We start from the raw sequence: 16,721 nt of genomic DNA, 5'->3' as shown, positions 1-16,721 counted from the left end.
GCTTTTTACAACTGCTTGGCTTGCTCCAACTGCTTGGCTTGCTAGAACCGCTTGGCTTGCCAGCACTGTCGATCTTGCCGGGGCAGGTGACGCTCCCCGGCCTGACCCTCAGCGCAGGATCATCACTACACAAGCTGCGGTCAGAGCGCCCATCACCCCATTGAACACCCGCCAGGATCGGTCGCTCTTCAACAGGCGGCCGATGGCGGTGCCAAACCCTGCCCAAAGAGCGATGCAAGGCAGCCCCACCAGTTCCGCCACGCCCGCGAGCAACAGGGCGTTGACCCAGGGGTTGCCACCGTCAGGCAGAAACCCGGCCATCAACGCAATGCCCATGACCCACGCCTTGGGGTTGGCAAACTGGAATGCCGCCGCCTGCGTGAAGGTCAACGGACGGGCATCGCCCACGCGCAGGTCCGGCGGCGGGGCCGTTGCGATCTTCCAGGCCAGGTACAACAGGTACAGGCTGCCAATCAGCTTGAGCCCGCCCTGCACCACCGGATAGCGCTCGAACACCACCCCGAGCCCGAGCGCAATCGAGGCGAACAGCACAAAACAGCCGCCCAGGATACCGAACAGGTGCGGCAGGGTACGCAGGAAGCCGTAGTTGGCGCCGGAGGCGGTCAGCATCACATTATTGGGACCTGGCGTGATGGTCATGGACACCATGAACAGCGCCGCGGGTAGCAGGTAGGCGAGCTGGCTAACGGTCTCTTCCACAATTGTACCCCTACATTTTTTGCATTATGGTGTGAATCACGGCAAATTGCCCCCATGAAAGAAAGCATACTCAGGCCACAATTGGCGTCAAAGGGTTTATTGTCACCATGACAATCTGGATCCCCTCCCTCGAGCTCGACTCCCGATCGGCCCGCTATCGCCAGATCGCCGCGGCCATCGGTGATGCCATCGACCAAGGCCAACTCGCCGCCGGCGATCGACTGCCCCCGCAACGGACCCTGGCCGACGCGCTGGGCGTCACCGTGGGCACCATTACCCGCGCCTACGCCGAGGCGCAGCAGCGGGGCTGGGTGATGTCACGGGTGGGAAGTGGCACCTATGTCCGTGATACGGCCTCTCACGAGCCGCCTTTCAGCGTTCACGTCGCGGATGATCAGTCCGACGTGATTGACCTGAGCTTGAGCTTTGCGCCCCCCCATCCATGGCGCGACGAGTGCCTGCGCGACGCCTTGGTGGAGGTCAGCCAGGATCCCGCCGCTATTGCCATGGCGGCTGCCTACCAGCCGGATATCGGCACGACGGCCCATCGCCAGGCCCTCAGCCAATGGTTGGCGGCCCTAGGCTTCCCGCTGCACGAGGTGCTCGCGGTCACCCAGGGAGGACAGCACGGCCTTGACCTGTGTCTAAGAGCCTTAACCCGCCCTGGCGACCATGTTGCCGCGGATGCCCTCACCTATCCTGGCTTCAATGCCGCTAGCCGCCATGCTCACCTGCGGCCCATGGCCATTCCGCTGGATGAGCATGGTCTGGACACCGATGCGCTGGAGCAGCGCTGCAGGCGACAGGTGCCCCGACTGATCTACGTCACACCGGATCAGAACAATCCCACCAGCGCGGTGATGTCGAGCGAACGACGTCAGCATCTCGCCGAGCTGGCCGAACGCTACGATTTCTGGGTGGTGGAAGATGCGGTGCAATATGTGCCGGCAGCGCAGCGGGGCCCTTCACTGGTCAGCCTGGTCCCCCATCGCACGCTACAGATATTCAGCACCTCCAAGATTCTCTCCGGCGGGCTGCGAGTCGGCACTCTGCAGATGCCAGCCACGCTGCGCGAGCGCATCGGCAGCCTGATGCGCGCCCAGAGCTGGATGTGTCCACCGCTGATGGCCGAAGTCGCCTGTCGCTGGATCGACTCACCTCGCTATACCACTTTGCTGGCCTGGCAGGAGCAGGAACTGGCCGCTCGCCAGCGGCTGGCTCAGAGCACCTTGGCCGACCTGGAACCGCGCAGTCTGCCCTATGGCGCCAACTTCTGGCTGCCGCTGCCAGAGGGCCGTCGCGCCAGCGAAGTACAGACGCTGTTGCAACGCGAAGGAGTGCTGGTCGCGACACCTGAGCCCTTCTGCAGCGGCAGCGACCCCGCACCACAGGCCATCCGTCTGTGTGTCGGCGCAGCCACCAGCAGAGCACGGCTGACAACGGCACTGACGACGTTGCGGCGGGTGCTTGACGAGGGCAACACCAGTCCCTGGGCCACCCTGTAGCCAAGTCTTTCGCCAAAGCGGCTGCCGTCCAGTCAGCTGCCGTTGCAGCGTAGAACTGCGGCCATGTCGTGCTGGAGCAGACACCTCCAGCGCAAAGCATGGAGCGTCTAATGTATATACATTAGACTCGAGGTAACGCCCGCTCATCGCGTCACCTCACAGGGAGTTCATCAGCATGCCCACCCTCGTCATCACCCCCGGTCAACTTCGCCTGGAGGACGCACGGCGCCAGCTGGAGAGCCCCCTCGCCATCGCCCTGCCGCCTACCGCCAAGGCCGCCATCGATGCCTCGGTCGAGGCGGTCAATGCGGTGATACGCGAAGATCGCACCGCCTATGGCATCAACACCGGTTTCGGCCTGCTGGCCCACACCCGTATCGATCGACACCGCCTGAACGACCTGCAGCGCTCGCTGGTGCTGTCCCATGCCACCGGCGTTGGCGAGCCGCTGGACGACGCTCTGGTGCGGCTGATCATGACCCTCAAGGTCAACAGCCTGGCCAGGGGCTTTTCCGGAATACGTCGGGAGGTGATCGAGGCCTTGATCACCTTGGTCAACGCCCAGGTGACACCGCTGATTCCGGCCAAGGGCTCCATCGGCGCCTCTGGCGACCTGGCGCCCCTGGCGCATATGAGCCTGGTGCTGCTGGGTGAGGGCCAGGCCCGCCATCGCGGTGAGGTGCTAAGTGGACGGGACGCGCTGGACCTTGCTGGCCTTTCCCCGCTGACCCTGGCCCCCAAGGAGGGGCTGGCGCTGCTCAACGGCACCCAGGTCTCTACCGCGCTGGCGCTCAAGGGGTTGTTCGAGGCGGAAGACCTGCTGGCAAGTGCGCTGGTCTGCGGTGCGCTGAGCGTCGAGGCCAGCCTGGCGTCACGGGTGCCTTTCGACGCGCGTATTCACGAGCTACGCGGCCAGCAAGGCCAGATCGACGTGGCACGGGTCTTCCGCGAACTGCTTGAGGATCAGAGCGCCGTGGGCAACTCCCACGCCAATTGCGACCGGGTCCAGGACCCCTACTCGCTGCGCTGCCAGCCACAGGTCATGGGGGCGGTACTGGATCAGCTGCGCCACGCCGCCCGCATCCTCGATATCGAAGCCAACGCCGTCAGCGACAACCCTCTGGTGTTTGCCGACAGCGGCGACATTCTGTCGGGCGGCAACTTCCACGCCGAACCTGTCGCCATGGTCGCCGACAACCTGGCCCTGGCACTGGCGGAGATCGGTGCCCTGTCCGAGCGCCGGATTTCACTGATGATGGATACTCATATGTCGCGGCTGCCGCCTTTTCTGGTCGACAACGGAGGTATCAACTCCGGCTTCATGATCGCGCAGGTGTCCGCCGCCGCACTGGCCAGCGAGAACAAGGCACTGGCTCATCCTCATTGCGTCGACAGCCTGCCGACCTCTGCCAACCAGGAAGACCATGTCTCGATGGCTCCTGCCGCGGCGCGCCGACTCGGGGACATGGCAGCCAACGTGAGAGGCGTGCTGGCCATCGAGTGGTTGGCCGCCTGCCAAGGGTTGGACATGCGCGATGGACTCACCACGACGCCGCTGCTGGAGCAGGCCAGACAAAGCCTGCGCCAGCACGTGGCGCACTACGATCACGACCGGTACTTCGCCCCCGACATACAGGTCGCCATCGAGTTGCTTGATCGTGGTGCGCTTTCTCAGCTGATATCAGGCGCCATTCTGCCCAGTCGAGCCTGATGGCTCGACACAGCGTGCCACGGCGAGCTAAACCCTAAGAATGATACCGACCATACCCTCTTGCCCTGCCTGCCGTTCATGCCATTCACGTTTAGTCAGGGCTTATGAGTCGACCTATCTCGTTGAAGATGCTGATTGAAGGATGCCCCGTAGCAACACCACGGCCCCGTCCTTGGCAGAGCGTCCTTGGGGGTTTCCTGGCTGCTATGTAACCGCATCGTAACCGCATCTCGGTGAGCTAACTCGGACAGACTGACTCTAGGGCCCTAACAGGAGCGACAGGGGGCGATAAGGAAAAACAAGGAGCGACAGAGAACGACAAGGCAGTACACAACAAGGCGGGCCCGCGTCTACCGACATTCTAGCCAGCGAGATATCAGCGATGACCCAAGACCCGCAGGGAAATGCGGCCGCCCGGCCGAGCATGAATGCCAATCAGACGCTCCCCCACGCCTTTGTCATCCTGTTTCTGCTGGCGGTGCTGGCCGCCGTGGTGACCTGGTTCATCCCCAGTGGCAGCTATGAGCGCGCCACCAACGCTCAGGGCCGTTCCGTTATCGTGGAAGGCACCTACCGGCTGATCGACAATCACGGCATCGGTCCTTTCGACTTCTTCAATGCCTTCTTCGAAGGCATGAAAAGTGGTTCCTCCATCATCTTCTTTCTGATTATTGTCGGCGGCACCTTTGGCGTCTTGCGCCAATCCCGTGCCGTGGAGGGGCTGGTCAACTTTCTGCTGGAGCGCCTGAAGGGCCGGGAGATTCTGATCATCCCACTGATGATGACCTTCTTCGCCGTGTGCTCCGGGACCTACGGCATGATCGAAGGCAGCATTGTCTACATTTTCATCCTGCTGCCCCTGGCACGCCGGGTGGGCTACGACGCCGTGGTCGCCGCCGCCATCCCGTTGATTGGAACCGCCATCGGCTACACCGGCTCCTTCCTCAATCCCTTCAATGTCGGTGTTGCCCAGAGCATTGCTGAACTGCCACTGTTTTCCGGCATGGGCTACCGCATCATCTGCTGGCTGGCCTTTGTCGCCGTCAGCATCGGCTACGTCATGCTCTATGCGCGCCGTGTTCAAGCCTCGCCGGATCGCAGCGTGGTCTATGGCCTGGCACCACCCGAGGCCAGCGAAGTCAGTGCCGAACACATCCACTTGACCCCTCGTCACCTGATCATCCTGGGCGCCTTTGCACTGGCATTGATTGCCATCATCGCCGGTGTCAGTGCCTTCGGCTGGTACCTCAAGGAAATGGCCGGGGTCTTCCTGGTGCTCGGCATCGTTACCGGCGGAGTTGCCGGCATGGGCGCCAACCGCCTGGCAGCCTCGTTTTCCACCGGGTGCAAGGACATGGTGGACGGTGCGCTGGCGGTAGGAATGGCCTTCACCATCGTCGTTATCGTCCAGCAAAGCGATACCATCGACACCATCATCCACGCCCTGTCGTCCATCATCGGCGACACCTCCTCCAGCGCCGCTGCCCTGGGCATGTTTGCGATGCAGAGCGCGATGAACTTCATCGTTACCTCCGGCAGCGGCCAGGCCGCCCTGACCATGCCCATCATGACGCCGCTGGCCGACCTGGCCGAGGTCAATCGGCAGGTGGCCGTGCTGGCATTCCAGTTTGGCGACGGCATCTCCAATGCGTTCACCCCGACAGCAGGCTGGCTGATGGCTGGCCTGACCATCGCGGGCATTCCCTGGACCCGCTGGATTCGTTTCATGCTGCCTTTGATCGCGCTGCTGTATGGACTGGGCGCGCTACTGGTCCTGCTGGCCACCACGGTCGTGTGGCCTGCTGCCTGACACCTGCGAGGAGACAAGGGTTGGCCGATATCGCGTTACCTGCCAGCGTGCCCATGATCGAACGCCTGGTGGCTTTTGATACCACGAGTCGACACTCGAATCTGCCGATGATCGAGTTCATCGCAGGCTGGCTGGAACGGCGAGGCGTGACCGTCACGCTGTGTCGTAACGGCACGGGCGACAAGGCCAACCTTATCGCCGAATTTGGACCCAGGGAGGCGCCGGCGATCATCGTCTCGGGACACTCCGATGTGGTGCCCGCGGACGGCCAAAACTGGCAGATCACCCCACCCTTTACTCCGCGTCGACACCGGAGCCGGCTTTACGGCCGCGGCACCGCTGACATGAAAGGATTTGTTGGCGTCGCGCTGACCCGACTGACGGCCTGGCACCAGCGACATCGCTCACGCCATGGGGTCATCCTGGCCCTGTCCTTCGATGAAGAGGTGGGCTGCCAGGGCGCCCCGCTGATGCTGCCAGTGCTGGCCAGGCAACAGGAGCGACTAAGAGGCGTCATCATCGGCGAACCCACCGAGATGCGCGTTGCCACTGCTCACAAGGGCCACGTGGGTCTTCGCGCTGTCCTGAACGGCGTCGGTGGCCATTCCGGCTATCCAGAACGCGGCATCAATGCCATCGACCTGGCCGCCGATGTGCTACTTGATCTGCGCCAGCTGGCTCAGGAAAAACGCCAGCAGGCCCTGCACGACATTCGGTTCGACCCTCCCTGGTCCACCGTGCACGTCGGCACCATTCACGGCGGCACCGTCCTTAACCGCATCCCGGAACGCTGCGAGATGGATATCGAGATGCGCTGCCTGCCCGATCAGCGTGTCGAGGAACTGCGCGAGTACCTGCAAAGGCTCTATCCGCCTTCCGCAGTTGGTGACCCGCTGGAATCCAAGATCGATGCATCCCGACCTCATGGATGCCTGAGCACGGACTCTCACGACACGGGCTCTCACAGCACGGCCTCTTTGCCCGGGGCCTGCGCCTCATTTCCTATTGAACCACCGTCCCCCGCTGGGTCGGCAACAGACACAACGCAGGCCGGCCGAACTCAGCGCGGAGCCCTGAAGCTCGAAAGCCTGGGGCACTATCCGGCACTTGATGAGCGGCGCCGCGAGTTCCCCCGCTGGATCGCCGACCTGGCCGGCAGCCCCGCCCAGCCTATGGCGCTGGGGTTCGGCTGTGAGGGCGGGCTGTTTGCCCAGTTGGGTGCGCCGACGGTCATCTGTGGCCCCGGCAGCATCCACCAGGCCCACCGGCCCGATGAATACATCACCTTTGAGCAGGTCATTCAGTGCGAGCAGTTCTTCACCCGTCTATTGGCAGCGCTCGCCTTCCCGATTCCTGGCTCAGCTGAAGCGGAGTGCACATGAACCTACGTATACATCCTGACACCATCGTCAATGACGACGTTGTGGCAGACTTTCAGCGAGACGGCGCCATCTGCCTACGGGGCATCTTCTGTCCAAAAGAACTCGCCCGACTGGCAGATGGCATCGAGCACAACATCCGGCACCCGAGCCCTCGCGCCAAGGTGGCCAGTCGTCCAGACGATCCAGGCTGGTTCTTCGAGGATTTCTGCAACTGGCAAGACAACCCGGCCTATCGTCACTTTATCTTTGACTCGCCCTTGGGGTTGATCGGCCAGCGACTGATGGGCTCGCGCCAGGTACGCCTCTACCATGACCATGTGCTGGTCAAGGAGCCGGGTACACGACAGCGCACGCCCTGGCACCAGGATCAGCCCTACTACAACGTTGAGGGTCATCAGAACCTGAGCATGTGGCTGCCGGTCGACCCGGTACCGCGGGCCTCAACCCTTGAATTCGTGGCGGGGTCGCACAAGGGGCCGTGGCTGATGCCCCGCACCTTTATGGACAATGAAGCGAAGTGGTTCCCTGAAGGCAGTCTTGCCGACCTGCCTGACATCGAGGCTCACCGCGAGCGTTACCCCATTGTGGGCTGGGCGCTGGAGCCCGGCGACGCCGTGTTCTTCAATATGCTGACGCTGCATGCGGCAGGTGGGGTCAGGGGGCCGCAACGTCGCCGCGCCTTCTCCGTCCGGCTGCTCGGCGATGACATGGTCCACGCCCCGCGACGCTGGACGACCTCTCCTCCTTTTCCAGGCCTGGATGAACAGCTGCCGGCAGGAAGCCCCATGGATCACCCCTTGTTCCCATTGCTGGTCGAGTGATGGCTACCCCAGTGTCCTGACCTCTTACTGGGACACCATCTTTGCCACGACACCTTGAACAAGCCTCCTAGAACAGGACAACGCACCCTGCCGTGGCAGGGTGCGTATCGCCCGTCATCATTCGTGGAAAAGGTTGCTCTCCCCAAGCCATTGGCCGAGAGGGTTGTCACTGCCCCACTGGAAGCCAGAGGCCCAGGCAAGACCCGGCGCCTGGACACTGCTACTAGCTTGGGCGTCGATACTGGAGGTGGAATCGGCCCCTTGACCGCTGCTCGCCGGCACATGACTATCCAGTGTTGCCTCCATGGCAAACACTACATCGCCCTCGTCGGAGTCATCCAATAGATCGCTAATGCTGAGCGCTACCTCAACCGAACCGCTGCTTGTCAGCGTACCCTCCCCTACCTCGGCCACTCGCTCGGCATCCAGATCAAACGTGACGACCTTGTCACCAAAGCGCCCCTCCCAGCTGATAGTGGAACTGGCATCAAAGCCGGAACCCATATTCAAGAAGTAGCCTGCACTGGTGCCGGCATCAAAGCTGGCATTGAAGCTGTAGCCGCCCTGAAAGCTGGAACTGCTCTCGATCTGTCGATCTGACTCCACCTCAACAGCAGAAGCGAGAACACTGGCGTCGGGGGAAGCGGATGCACTGGCCACAGGAGCGACGAGCGCACTAACGTCAGAGGTAGCGACAGAGGGCTCTGCAGTTACGTCGTCATCTGTGCGATATGCCCGCGCAGACGTCACGGTAGGGTCATCCAGGATATCAATATGAAGCACGCCGGATGCGCTATCTCCTTCGCTTCCGTCAGTTGCGAAGCTATCGGTGATCGTATAGCCAATATCCAAATCTAACAGCCAGGGCCTGCTTAAATACTCCTTTCCCACACTGTCATGATCCAGAGGCTGGAACAGGGCCACTGTATAAGCGCCCTGCTCTAAATCACCATTCTGAACCAAGATGACGCGGTCACCATTCTCATCACGGCCCTCCAATTGACGTCCTGCACGCGAAATCGACCAACTCACCGAACTCCCACTTTCCGTTGTCAGGCCAGGAAGGTCGGGCAGATGCCAGGTGAAGCGGCCCGCTCCATCGAGGCCGACGTCGTAGCCCAATAATCCCTTCTCAACCTCCCCCCTGGCAATACGCGATTCGCGCATGGTCACCATGGGGCTTAAGCTACTGTTGCCGAAATCGGAATCAGGCGTCACTGGCCGGTCTCCAGGAACAAAGACCGTGAATACCTCCCTGGCTATATCTCCGTCACCGTCTATCGCGTCATATAGAATCGTCGCAAGCCCCCCAAAATCGCTATTCGGAGTAAAGGTGATCTCTCCCTCAGTGGTAAAACTGACCTGGCCAACCGCATCTCCCCCCTCCACCTCTGCTCTATAAAGAGCCAAGCCGTCCACCCGATCTATGTCATTCTCAAGCACATTCCTCGATACCGATAACGCTCCCTTTTCAGCATCAACGTGATCACTGCGTGCAAGAGGACGACTGTCGTTAACCTGTAAACGTAAGGCACTGGATGCCGTATTGCCCTCGCTGTCGGTCAGGATGTACTCCACATCGATAATAAGTGAGTTGCCACCATCAAACGAAAACCCGCTCTGTGACGTAGGGTTGGCATGATCCAGTGCTTCGTATAGAAAAGCCTTATAGCGGCCTGCCAGCACATCTTCTACCACGAGTCGAAAGACCGGAATGCGGTCTGCTGTTTCTGCGGTGAGTGTTAAGCCATCTTCCGATACTACGTAGGACAGTACCTCGCCGAGTGACGTCAATGTGGGCAAACTCTCCGTCGACCAGCGAAAAGCTCCCTCCGTCGCGGGCCTGAGCGCACCGAAACTATAATTCAGATATCCATGATAATAACTACTTTCTGGATATGGGTAGTAATCATGCCCATTAGGACTATAGACGTCATATTCACTCAACACTCGATATTCACTAAACGCCCCATTGCTGTCAGGTACAGATCGCGCACCAACATTCACTGAAGTCTGTGACATCGTATCCTCACCGTTCATATCCGCCTCAAGAAGAGCCACCAGGTACTATGGCCTACCCACTAGTTCCGGCCATACTCAAGCGTATGCGATGATGAGAATTTCAGCATTGTCCTATTGAACCCGCACGAGGGAATAATTCTTCACTTCAGCACACTTTGCTAGTCGATCACCACGCTAATATTTTTCATGCCAAGCCCATCAAATCTCTACTCCGATGCACCGACACGCTAATGCCCGAGTGAAGGTGGCGCGATAACAGACTTCACCTCAAAGGTTTGTTCCAATTTCAAGGGATCAGTCTTTTATGACTGGCCGAATATCTGCTCCTGGAAGCATAGATATCATGCACACCTCTTTTTAAGATCGTCGCGGCAGTGCATACATAGCGGACAATGTGAAACCCAAGCAATAGAACGCGCCAGCCAGATGACGGCAAAGACAGCGCCCTATTGTCCCCAATGGCGGAGCGACGACATCGCTATTCTCCCCTGCTGACAGGAGAGCTCTCTTCACTACCGTCCCGGCAGCGCTACCTAGGCAATGGTAGCTGGGGCGGCGGGCAGGCTTTTACCAATGGCGCTCTCGAAGTAGCTGAGGGAGGGTTCCGTCAGGCGAAACAGGCGCGCAGGTGGCCCCTTGCTGCTGACCGCTCGGGTGGTGCCGGTTTCCTCGAGCAGGCCTGCCTTGATCCAGCGGTTGATGACGGTTTGCTTCTTCACCTCGATACCGAAGGTGGCGTAGGCATCGACGATCTCACCGATGGTTACCTCCGACGGCAGCAGGTAGAGCAACAACGACGAGTACTTGATCTTGTTGACGAAGGCCTGATACGCACTGCTGACCAGCGTCAGGTGGTCAAACGGCAGAGGCACCCTGCTGTCCAACAGGTCCCACAGCGAGGCCCAACGCAGGTGATCCTGGAGGGCAAGACGATCGTTGTCGGTGCGATTGAACAGGCAAAGATGAGGAATGGTGACGGACCATCCTCGCGCTATGTCGCGGTAGAGACTGCCCTGGGCCCTGACCTGTTCCAGATAGCTGGGCGCTAGCCCCACCTTGTCGCGCAAGATACGATGCACAGCATCATCGAGACAGCTGTCTCCTCCTTCGCCTGGCTTCTGGGTCCGCTCCTGGGTCTGTGGCTGGATCGGTCCTTGGGACTGCTCGCGGATCCAGCCGCCGACCAGGCCATAGCTCCCAGGTTCGGGTGACGTCTCCCGCTTTCGCAACAGCACTTCCGGTGCCCGAGACTCTGGATGGAGCCGGATGCAGACGAAATCCAGGGTGACGATCATGGCGTACCTCAAGGCAGATGCTGTGCCGCCAGTGTAAAGGACACCGGACTACAGTCAAACTGTTTGACAAAAGAACATGCAGCACGCAGACTGCATTTAGTCAAAATACTTGACAGTATGGAGCGCCCCCATGAACGGCCTGCCCAGGTTCCCTGCTGGAAAGCGCAACCCGATGGTTGCCGGCGTCAATCGCTCGCTGTTCCGCGACGAGCTGATCACCAGCCTACTGGACACAGACGCCTACAAGATCCACATGATGCAGGTGGTCTTCGAGCGCTACCCCACTGCCTGGGTCAAGTACCGCTTTCACTGCCGCAGCCAGGAAAACCTGGCCGCCTACGCCGACGACGTCAGACAGGCGATCCTCAAGCTCCAGCGACTTCGCTTCAGCGATGACCAACTGCGTTACCTGCGCACACGCGGCGAGATCAAGCCTGCCTTTGTCGACTACCTCAAGCGCTTCCGCTTCGACCCGGCGCGACACGTCACAGTAGCCATCGACGCCGGCCAACTGGCGATCGAGGTCGAGGGGCCCTGGCTAGACACCATTCTTTATGAGATACCGGTCCTGGCCATCGTCAGCGAGATACGCAACCGTCGGCGCTTTGGAGAGGTCCCTGAGGAGGCGATCGGACGCACCCTGCGCCACAAGGTCGAGCGGCTCAAGACGGAAGTGCAGCGAAGGGGTCTGACCGAGTTCCGTTTCGCCGACTTTGGTACGCGTCGACGCTTCTCCTATGCCATCCAACGTGAAGTCGTCGAATACATGGTCAACGAGATTCCCGAGCACTTCGCGGGCACCTCGAACTACCATCTGGCCCGGGAGTTTCAGCTGCCGGCCATCGGCACCATGGCCCACGAATTCATCATGGCGCACCAGGCACTGGTGCCCGCGCAGGAAAGCCAGAGACGCGCCCTCGATGTATGGAGCGATGTCTATCGCGGCCAATTTGCCGTGGCGCTGACCGATACCATCTCATCCGATGCCTTCCTGAAGGACTTCGACGCCAGACGCAGCCAGCAGTACCAGGGAGTGCGCCACGACAGCGGCGACCCGATACGCTGGGGCGAAAAATTCATCTCTCACTTCGAGCGACTTGGTATCGATCCGATGGAGCGAACGCTGACCTTCAGCGACTCCCTGACCTTCGATAGAGCGCTCGACATCGCCCAACACTTCCAGGGCAGGACCCAGACCTTTTTTGGCATCGGCACCTATCTGACCAATGATCTCGGCGACTATGCCACCGAGCAGGGCGTCCCTTACACGCCGCTGAGCATCGTGATGAAGATGGTCGAGTGCAACGGCCAGCCGGTGGCCAAGATCTCCGACGACCCTGGCAAGAGCATGAGCATCGATGACACCTATGTGGCAACGCTGAGGCAGCATTTCGCCAGCGCGTGAGTCCATTCGTCAGAAGCCCCGCTAGTTGTGAAGCTGCTAGTCAGAAGCCCCGCTTCCCGGCAGAGCCTGTTACTCAGGAGCGTCCCATGAGCCAGATTGCCTCTTTCGATGTCGATCCCCAGAAGACCTTTACCCCGCTATGTCCCGACGAGCTGCCGGTAGCCGATGGCGATGCCATCGTGGACGAGCTCAACGCCCAGGCCAGGCTTGCCGATCTGCGTGTAGGCTCCCGGGACGCCCACCCGGCCAACCCGGTCTGGCTGGCGAAGCATCAGGATGAGCTGTTGACGCCGGTCGACAGCGCAATTGCCGGCCCCAATGTCGATGTCCGCTGGTACCGTCATGCGGTTGTCGGCACCCGCGGCTTCGAACTGCTGGACGGCCTGCCGCATCCGGTGGAGGGCTACGACTACATGGTCAGCAAGGGCCTCGATCCCGACTGCCACCCCTACGGCGCCTGCTTTCACGACTTGAATGATCGGGTCAGCACCGGTGTCATCGAATTCCTGCGGGGGCGCGGCGTCGACAGGGTGATCGTCGGCGGACTGGCCCTGGACTACTGCGTCGTCACGACGGTGATGCAGCTTCGCGACGCCGACTTTCAGGTTTACCTTAATCTGGCAGGTTGTCGCGGCATCGACCCGCAGCAATGCGAGCAGGCACTGGCCCGCATGCGCGGCGCAGGTGTGGTGGTGGCCGCCGACGCAGCAGAACTGGCCGCGCTGCTGTGACGACGCTTCCCACCCTGAGCTCTCGGGATGTTACCTTCTGAGCGTTTATCCTTTTCTGCTTCGAGATCGACCGCCATGTGGTTCCAGAACAGCCTTCGCCTCTCCGCCCGTCCACGGGGGTTTCACCTGATTACCGACGAGATCGTCAAGGCACTCCCGGACCTGCCGGCGATGCGCGTCGGGCTGCTGCATGTGTTCATCCAGCATACGTCTGCGTCGCTAACCATCAACGAGAATGCCGACCCCAGCGTGCGCGGCGATTTCGAGCGCCATTTCAATCAAATGGTGCCCCAGGACGCTCCCTACTACCGCCATACCGATGAGGGCAGCGACGATATGCCCGCCCATCTCAAGGCGAGTCTATTGGGGCCCGCACTGACCATACCGGTGGGAGATGGCGAGCTGAAGCTCGGCACCTGGCAAGGTATCTATCTTTGCGAGCATCGGGACCATGGTGGGCCGCGCCAGCTTATCGTGACGCTCAATGGCGAGCGCTCACGCTGGCGGCCAGAGCAGGCCATGCCCGATCCTTACCGACGGCGCGACTGACAACGATCGCGAGGATGGACGGCACCGCTGACCTGTTACTTCATGTCAGTCTTTTCGTGGCGGTTTCTACTGACCGAGACGCCGATAGTCCGGCTGTTCGTTGGCGCGCCAGAGATACCAGGATGCCAGCGTGCGCCAGGGGCGACATGGCTCGCAACGTCGCCGCGTCTCGGCGGGGGTTGGCATGTGATCCAGCCCGAACAGGTAGCGCGTGCCGTCACGGATGCCGAAGTCGTCTACCGGCAGGATATCCGGCCGCCCAAGGGTCCCGATCAGCATCATTTCCACCGTCCAGCGCCCAATGCCCTTGATCCGGGTAAAGCGCTTGACCAGATCCTCGTCGTCCATCTCGGCGGCCTCTTCCCGCCCCGGTATGTCACCTGCCATCGCGGCACTGGCCAGGCCTTGCAAGGTCGCCACCTTGCGCGCGGAAAAGCCGCATTCCCGCAAGGTCTCCGGCGCCAGCGCCGCCAACTGCTGAGGCGAGGGAAAATCCTGTCCCGGGAACCGTGCGACAAGACGCCCCACGATGGCCGCGGCGGCCTTGCCATGCAGCTGCTGATAGGCCACCGACCGTGCCAGGGACTCGTAGGGACTGCGCTCCACTGCGGTCGTGAGTCGGCAGTCTCCGACCTGGTCGACAAGTCGCGCCCAGGCGGAATCAATACCGCGAAGGTGGGCCTGGCCGGCGCTCAGATGGCGGGCGATATCATGCTCGGGCATGAGGACTCCTGCGGGTTATTGGGGGCGGTGCAGCGGCCCTCGAAAGGAGCGCTGTCCGATCGTTTCGGTCTGGCTCATCATACCTTGGTAGCAGCTGTCCGCCATCTCTGACAGCCCATGCACTTTAGCTTCAAAAAATGCGACATCCGGGCTGTAACCGACACGTGAGCCGCGTATACTTTGCTGCGCTGCGAAATGCAGTGGACAGGACCCCAGATGCGCCCTTTAACCGGCGCCTGACCTCCGCCGGGAACGCTTCCACCAGGCAGGAGCCAGCGAGCCCCTGAACCCCACTGCTTGCAGCCCTTTTTCGCTTTCAGCAAGGCGCGTGAACGCGCCTCATGCTCAGGACCCGGCTGTCGCGATGGACATGTCATTATCGCCTCTTCTGCCCGCCACGCATTCATATCATGCGGGTATCACAGCAATGTTCATCCCGTCGGCCGTATTCGGTCGTCACCGCATCTCAGGTGGTCGGGCCAAGGTTCGGGCCAGCGCCATAGCGGTCTCGGGGGCTTCTTCATCCGACGTCTCTGCCCCTGTCTCATCCGCTGCTACCGCCGCTGTCTCGCCAGCCGTGTCAGCCCCTGTTACCCATCCTATTTCCGTCGAGCTCCCAACCGCGCTGCCGACGCTGCTTTCCACCGCTATCTCTCCCCCTACCCCAACCACTTCAGAGGCTTCACTCCATGTCGGTGTACGACACCCTATGCCTGCTCGCCGCGATGGCGATGGTGATCTCCTTGATCAACGGCAAGATAGGCAAGTTCCAGACCACCATCGCCATCACTGCCGGGGCGCTGATACTGTCACTTGCCATTGTCATCGCTGGGCACGCGGGCTGGTTCGCCCTTGATGAAACCGCAGAGAATGCCATCAACCAGTTGAATTTCGAGGATTTCCTGCTGAAGGGGATCCTCGGATTTTTGCTGTTTGCCGGCGCTCTCGGGATCAAGCTCCCCCACCTGCGTGATCAGAAATGGGAAATCGCCATTCTGGCGATGGGCAGCACCCTGTTCTCCACTTTCTTTATCGGCTATACCCTGTGGCTGCTGGTCGGCTGGCTGGGCATCGACTTCGATTTGATCTACTGCCTGCTGTTTGGTGCACTGATCTCGCCCACCGACCCCATCGCGGTACTGGCCATCGTCAAGAAGATGAACGCGCCGCGTCGCATCTCCACTCAGATCGAGGGCGAATCGCTGTTCAACGACGGCTTTGGACTGGTGCTGTTTGTCACGCTGTTTGCCATCGCCTTTGGCGGTGCGACCCCCACCGTCATGAGCGTCGGCCATCTGTTCTTGCAGGAAGCACTGGGCGGCATCCTCTACGGCTTCGTCCTTGGCCAGCTATTCCACTACCTGATCCGGCATACCGAGGATCACTCCATGGAGCTGATGCTGACCCTGCTGGTGCCCACCTCCGGCTATGTGTTCGCTGAGTTCCTGGAGGTCTCGGGCCCCCTCGCCATGGTGGTGGCGGGCATCATCATCGGCAACAGAACCCGGCGCAAGGGCTTCTCCGAGGAGACCCAGCAGCATCTCGATCACTTCTGGGAGCTGGTCGATGAATTCCTCAACGGCGTGCTGTTCCTGCTGATCGGCATGACCATGCTATCGTTCAGCTTCCACCCTGAAGACTGGGTGCTGATGATCGCCGCCGTACCGCTGGTACTGCTGTCGCGCTATCTCAGCGTGCGCGTCGCCTATGTTGGCTTCCATCGCTTCCGCCGTTACAACCCCTACTCCGTGCGCATCCTGACCTGGGGTGGCCTGCGTGGTGGTCTGGCGCTGGCGATGGCGATGTCCATTCCTGCCGGCATTGACGTGATCCCCGACAAGAACATCGATGTGCGTGAAATCATCCTGGTGATGACCTACTCGGTGGTGGTGTTCTCGATCCTGATCCAGGGCTCCAGCATCACCCCCTTGATCCAGCGCGCCAAGGCCTGGGAGGTCGAGCAGTTCCGTCGCGGCAAGCGCAGCTGAACCCAGGTCGCGCCGCCGGGGCCCAGCCGCGGCGGCGCGACGACTCAACGACGGCGCTT

General features: G+C 61.0%; 13 protein-coding genes. 9 read left to right on the top strand and 4 right to left on the bottom strand.

The window, feature by feature from the left end:
* Nucleotides 1–108: 108 nt before the first annotated feature.
* Entirely contained in the window at nucleotides 109–669 is a 561-nt protein-coding gene (locus JF545_RS01675; protein ID WP_206939153.1) for a LysE family translocator, read from the bottom strand.
* A gap of 158 nt (nucleotides 670–827) precedes the next feature.
* On the opposite strand from JF545_RS01675, the gene JF545_RS01670 reads away from it, so the two are divergent.
* The 5 genes from JF545_RS01670 to JF545_RS01650 all read left to right on the top strand — a co-directional run bounded on the left by JF545_RS01670 (nucleotide 828) and on the right by JF545_RS01650 (nucleotide 7,949).
* On the top strand, nucleotides 828–2,225 hold the full coding sequence (locus tag JF545_RS01670; RefSeq protein WP_206937851.1) for a PLP-dependent aminotransferase family protein: 1,398 nt from the start codon (nucleotides 828–830) through the stop codon (nucleotides 2,223–2,225).
* A 175-nt stretch (nucleotides 2,226–2,400) separates the two neighbouring features.
* Entirely contained in the window at nucleotides 2,401–3,936 is a 1,536-nt protein-coding gene (gene hutH, locus JF545_RS01665) for a histidine ammonia-lyase (RefSeq protein ID WP_206937849.1), read from the top strand.
* 382 nt (nucleotides 3,937–4,318) lie between these two features.
* Nucleotides 4,319–5,746, top strand: coding sequence for a YfcC family protein (locus JF545_RS01660; protein ID WP_206937847.1), 1,428 nt, complete (start codon nucleotides 4,319–4,321; stop codon nucleotides 5,744–5,746).
* A gap of 20 nt (nucleotides 5,747–5,766) precedes the next feature.
* The gene (locus JF545_RS01655; protein WP_206937845.1) at nucleotides 5,767–7,128 is read left to right on the top strand and encodes a M20/M25/M40 family metallo-hydrolase; all 1,362 of its coding nucleotides are present in this window, start codon (nucleotides 5,767–5,769) and stop codon (nucleotides 7,126–7,128) included.
* A complete protein-coding gene (locus JF545_RS01650; protein ID WP_206937843.1) occupies nucleotides 7,125–7,949 on the top strand; it encodes a phytanoyl-CoA dioxygenase family protein in 825 nt (274 codons plus the stop codon). Before JF545_RS01655 ends, JF545_RS01650 begins: the two co-directional genes overlap by 4 nt.
* Nucleotides 7,950–8,066: 117 nt before the next feature.
* Here JF545_RS01650 and JF545_RS01645 read toward each other — a convergent pair whose 3' ends face one another.
* Together JF545_RS01645 and JF545_RS01640 are read right to left on the bottom strand one after the other, a co-directional pair.
* Nucleotides 8,067–9,989: an Ig-like domain-containing protein gene (locus JF545_RS01645; protein ID WP_206937834.1), complete on the bottom strand. Its 1,923-nt coding sequence runs from the start codon at nucleotides 9,987–9,989 to the stop codon at nucleotides 8,067–8,069.
* 515 nt (nucleotides 9,990–10,504) lie between these two features.
* Entirely contained in the window at nucleotides 10,505–11,266 is a 762-nt protein-coding gene (locus JF545_RS01640; protein ID WP_206937832.1) for an NUDIX hydrolase, read from the bottom strand.
* A gap of 130 nt (nucleotides 11,267–11,396) precedes the next feature.
* Here JF545_RS01640 and pncB point away from each other — a divergent pair, with 130 nt between their 5' ends.
* The 3 genes from pncB to JF545_RS01625 all read left to right on the top strand — a co-directional run bounded on the left by pncB (nucleotide 11,397) and on the right by JF545_RS01625 (nucleotide 13,951).
* A complete protein-coding gene (pncB, locus tag JF545_RS01635) occupies nucleotides 11,397–12,671 on the top strand; it encodes a nicotinate phosphoribosyltransferase (protein ID WP_206937830.1) in 1,275 nt (424 codons plus the stop codon).
* Between the two features lie 86 nt (nucleotides 12,672–12,757).
* A complete protein-coding gene (locus tag JF545_RS01630; protein WP_206937828.1) occupies nucleotides 12,758–13,402 on the top strand; it encodes an isochorismatase family protein in 645 nt (214 codons plus the stop codon).
* A gap of 75 nt (nucleotides 13,403–13,477) precedes the next feature.
* Complete coding sequence (locus JF545_RS01625; RefSeq protein WP_206937826.1) at nucleotides 13,478–13,951, top strand: secondary thiamine-phosphate synthase enzyme YjbQ; 474 nt, start codon at nucleotides 13,478–13,480, stop codon at nucleotides 13,949–13,951.
* 66 nt (nucleotides 13,952–14,017) lie between these two features.
* Here the strand turns inward: JF545_RS01625 and JF545_RS01620 are convergent, their stop codons facing one another.
* A complete protein-coding gene (locus JF545_RS01620) occupies nucleotides 14,018–14,674 on the bottom strand; it encodes a DNA-3-methyladenine glycosylase family protein (protein WP_206937824.1) in 657 nt (218 codons plus the stop codon).
* A gap of 689 nt (nucleotides 14,675–15,363) precedes the next feature.
* On the opposite strand from JF545_RS01620, the gene JF545_RS01615 reads away from it, so the two are divergent.
* A complete protein-coding gene (locus tag JF545_RS01615; protein ID WP_206937822.1) occupies nucleotides 15,364–16,662 on the top strand; it encodes a cation:proton antiporter in 1,299 nt (432 codons plus the stop codon).
* Nucleotides 16,663–16,721: the final 59 nt, after the last annotated feature.

Origin of the sequence: Halomonas litopenaei (assembly GCF_017303055.1) — a bacterium.
Taxonomy (GTDB): domain Bacteria; phylum Pseudomonadota; class Gammaproteobacteria; order Pseudomonadales; family Halomonadaceae; genus Halomonas; species Halomonas litopenaei_A.
This window is presented reverse-complemented; position numbering and strand designations above follow the sequence as displayed.

Coding starts and splice junctions, on each gene's coding strand:
- JF545_RS01670 (WP_206937851.1), top strand. CDS start 828: ATGACAATCTGGATCCCCTCCCTCGAGCTCGACTCCCGATCGGCCCGC.
- JF545_RS01615 (WP_206937822.1), top strand. CDS start 15,364: ATGTCGGTGTACGACACCCTATGCCTGCTCGCCGCGATGGCGATGGTG.
- hutH (WP_206937849.1), top strand. CDS start 2,401: ATGCCCACCCTCGTCATCACCCCCGGTCAACTTCGCCTGGAGGACGCA.
- JF545_RS01645 (WP_206937834.1), bottom strand. CDS start 9,989: ATGAACGGTGAGGATACGATGTCACAGACTTCAGTGAATGTTGGTGCG.
- pncB (WP_206937830.1), top strand. CDS start 11,397: ATGAACGGCCTGCCCAGGTTCCCTGCTGGAAAGCGCAACCCGATGGTT.
- JF545_RS01660 (WP_206937847.1), top strand. CDS start 4,319: ATGACCCAAGACCCGCAGGGAAATGCGGCCGCCCGGCCGAGCATGAAT.
- JF545_RS01625 (WP_206937826.1), top strand. CDS start 13,478: ATGTGGTTCCAGAACAGCCTTCGCCTCTCCGCCCGTCCACGGGGGTTT.
- JF545_RS01620 (WP_206937824.1), bottom strand. CDS start 14,674: ATGCCCGAGCATGATATCGCCCGCCATCTGAGCGCCGGCCAGGCCCAC.
- JF545_RS01650 (WP_206937843.1), top strand. CDS start 7,125: ATGAACCTACGTATACATCCTGACACCATCGTCAATGACGACGTTGTG.
- JF545_RS01675 (WP_206939153.1), bottom strand. CDS start 669: ATGGTGTCCATGACCATCACGCCAGGTCCCAATAATGTGATGCTGACC.
- JF545_RS01640 (WP_206937832.1), bottom strand. CDS start 11,266: ATGATCGTCACCCTGGATTTCGTCTGCATCCGGCTCCATCCAGAGTCT.
- JF545_RS01630 (WP_206937828.1), top strand. CDS start 12,758: ATGAGCCAGATTGCCTCTTTCGATGTCGATCCCCAGAAGACCTTTACC.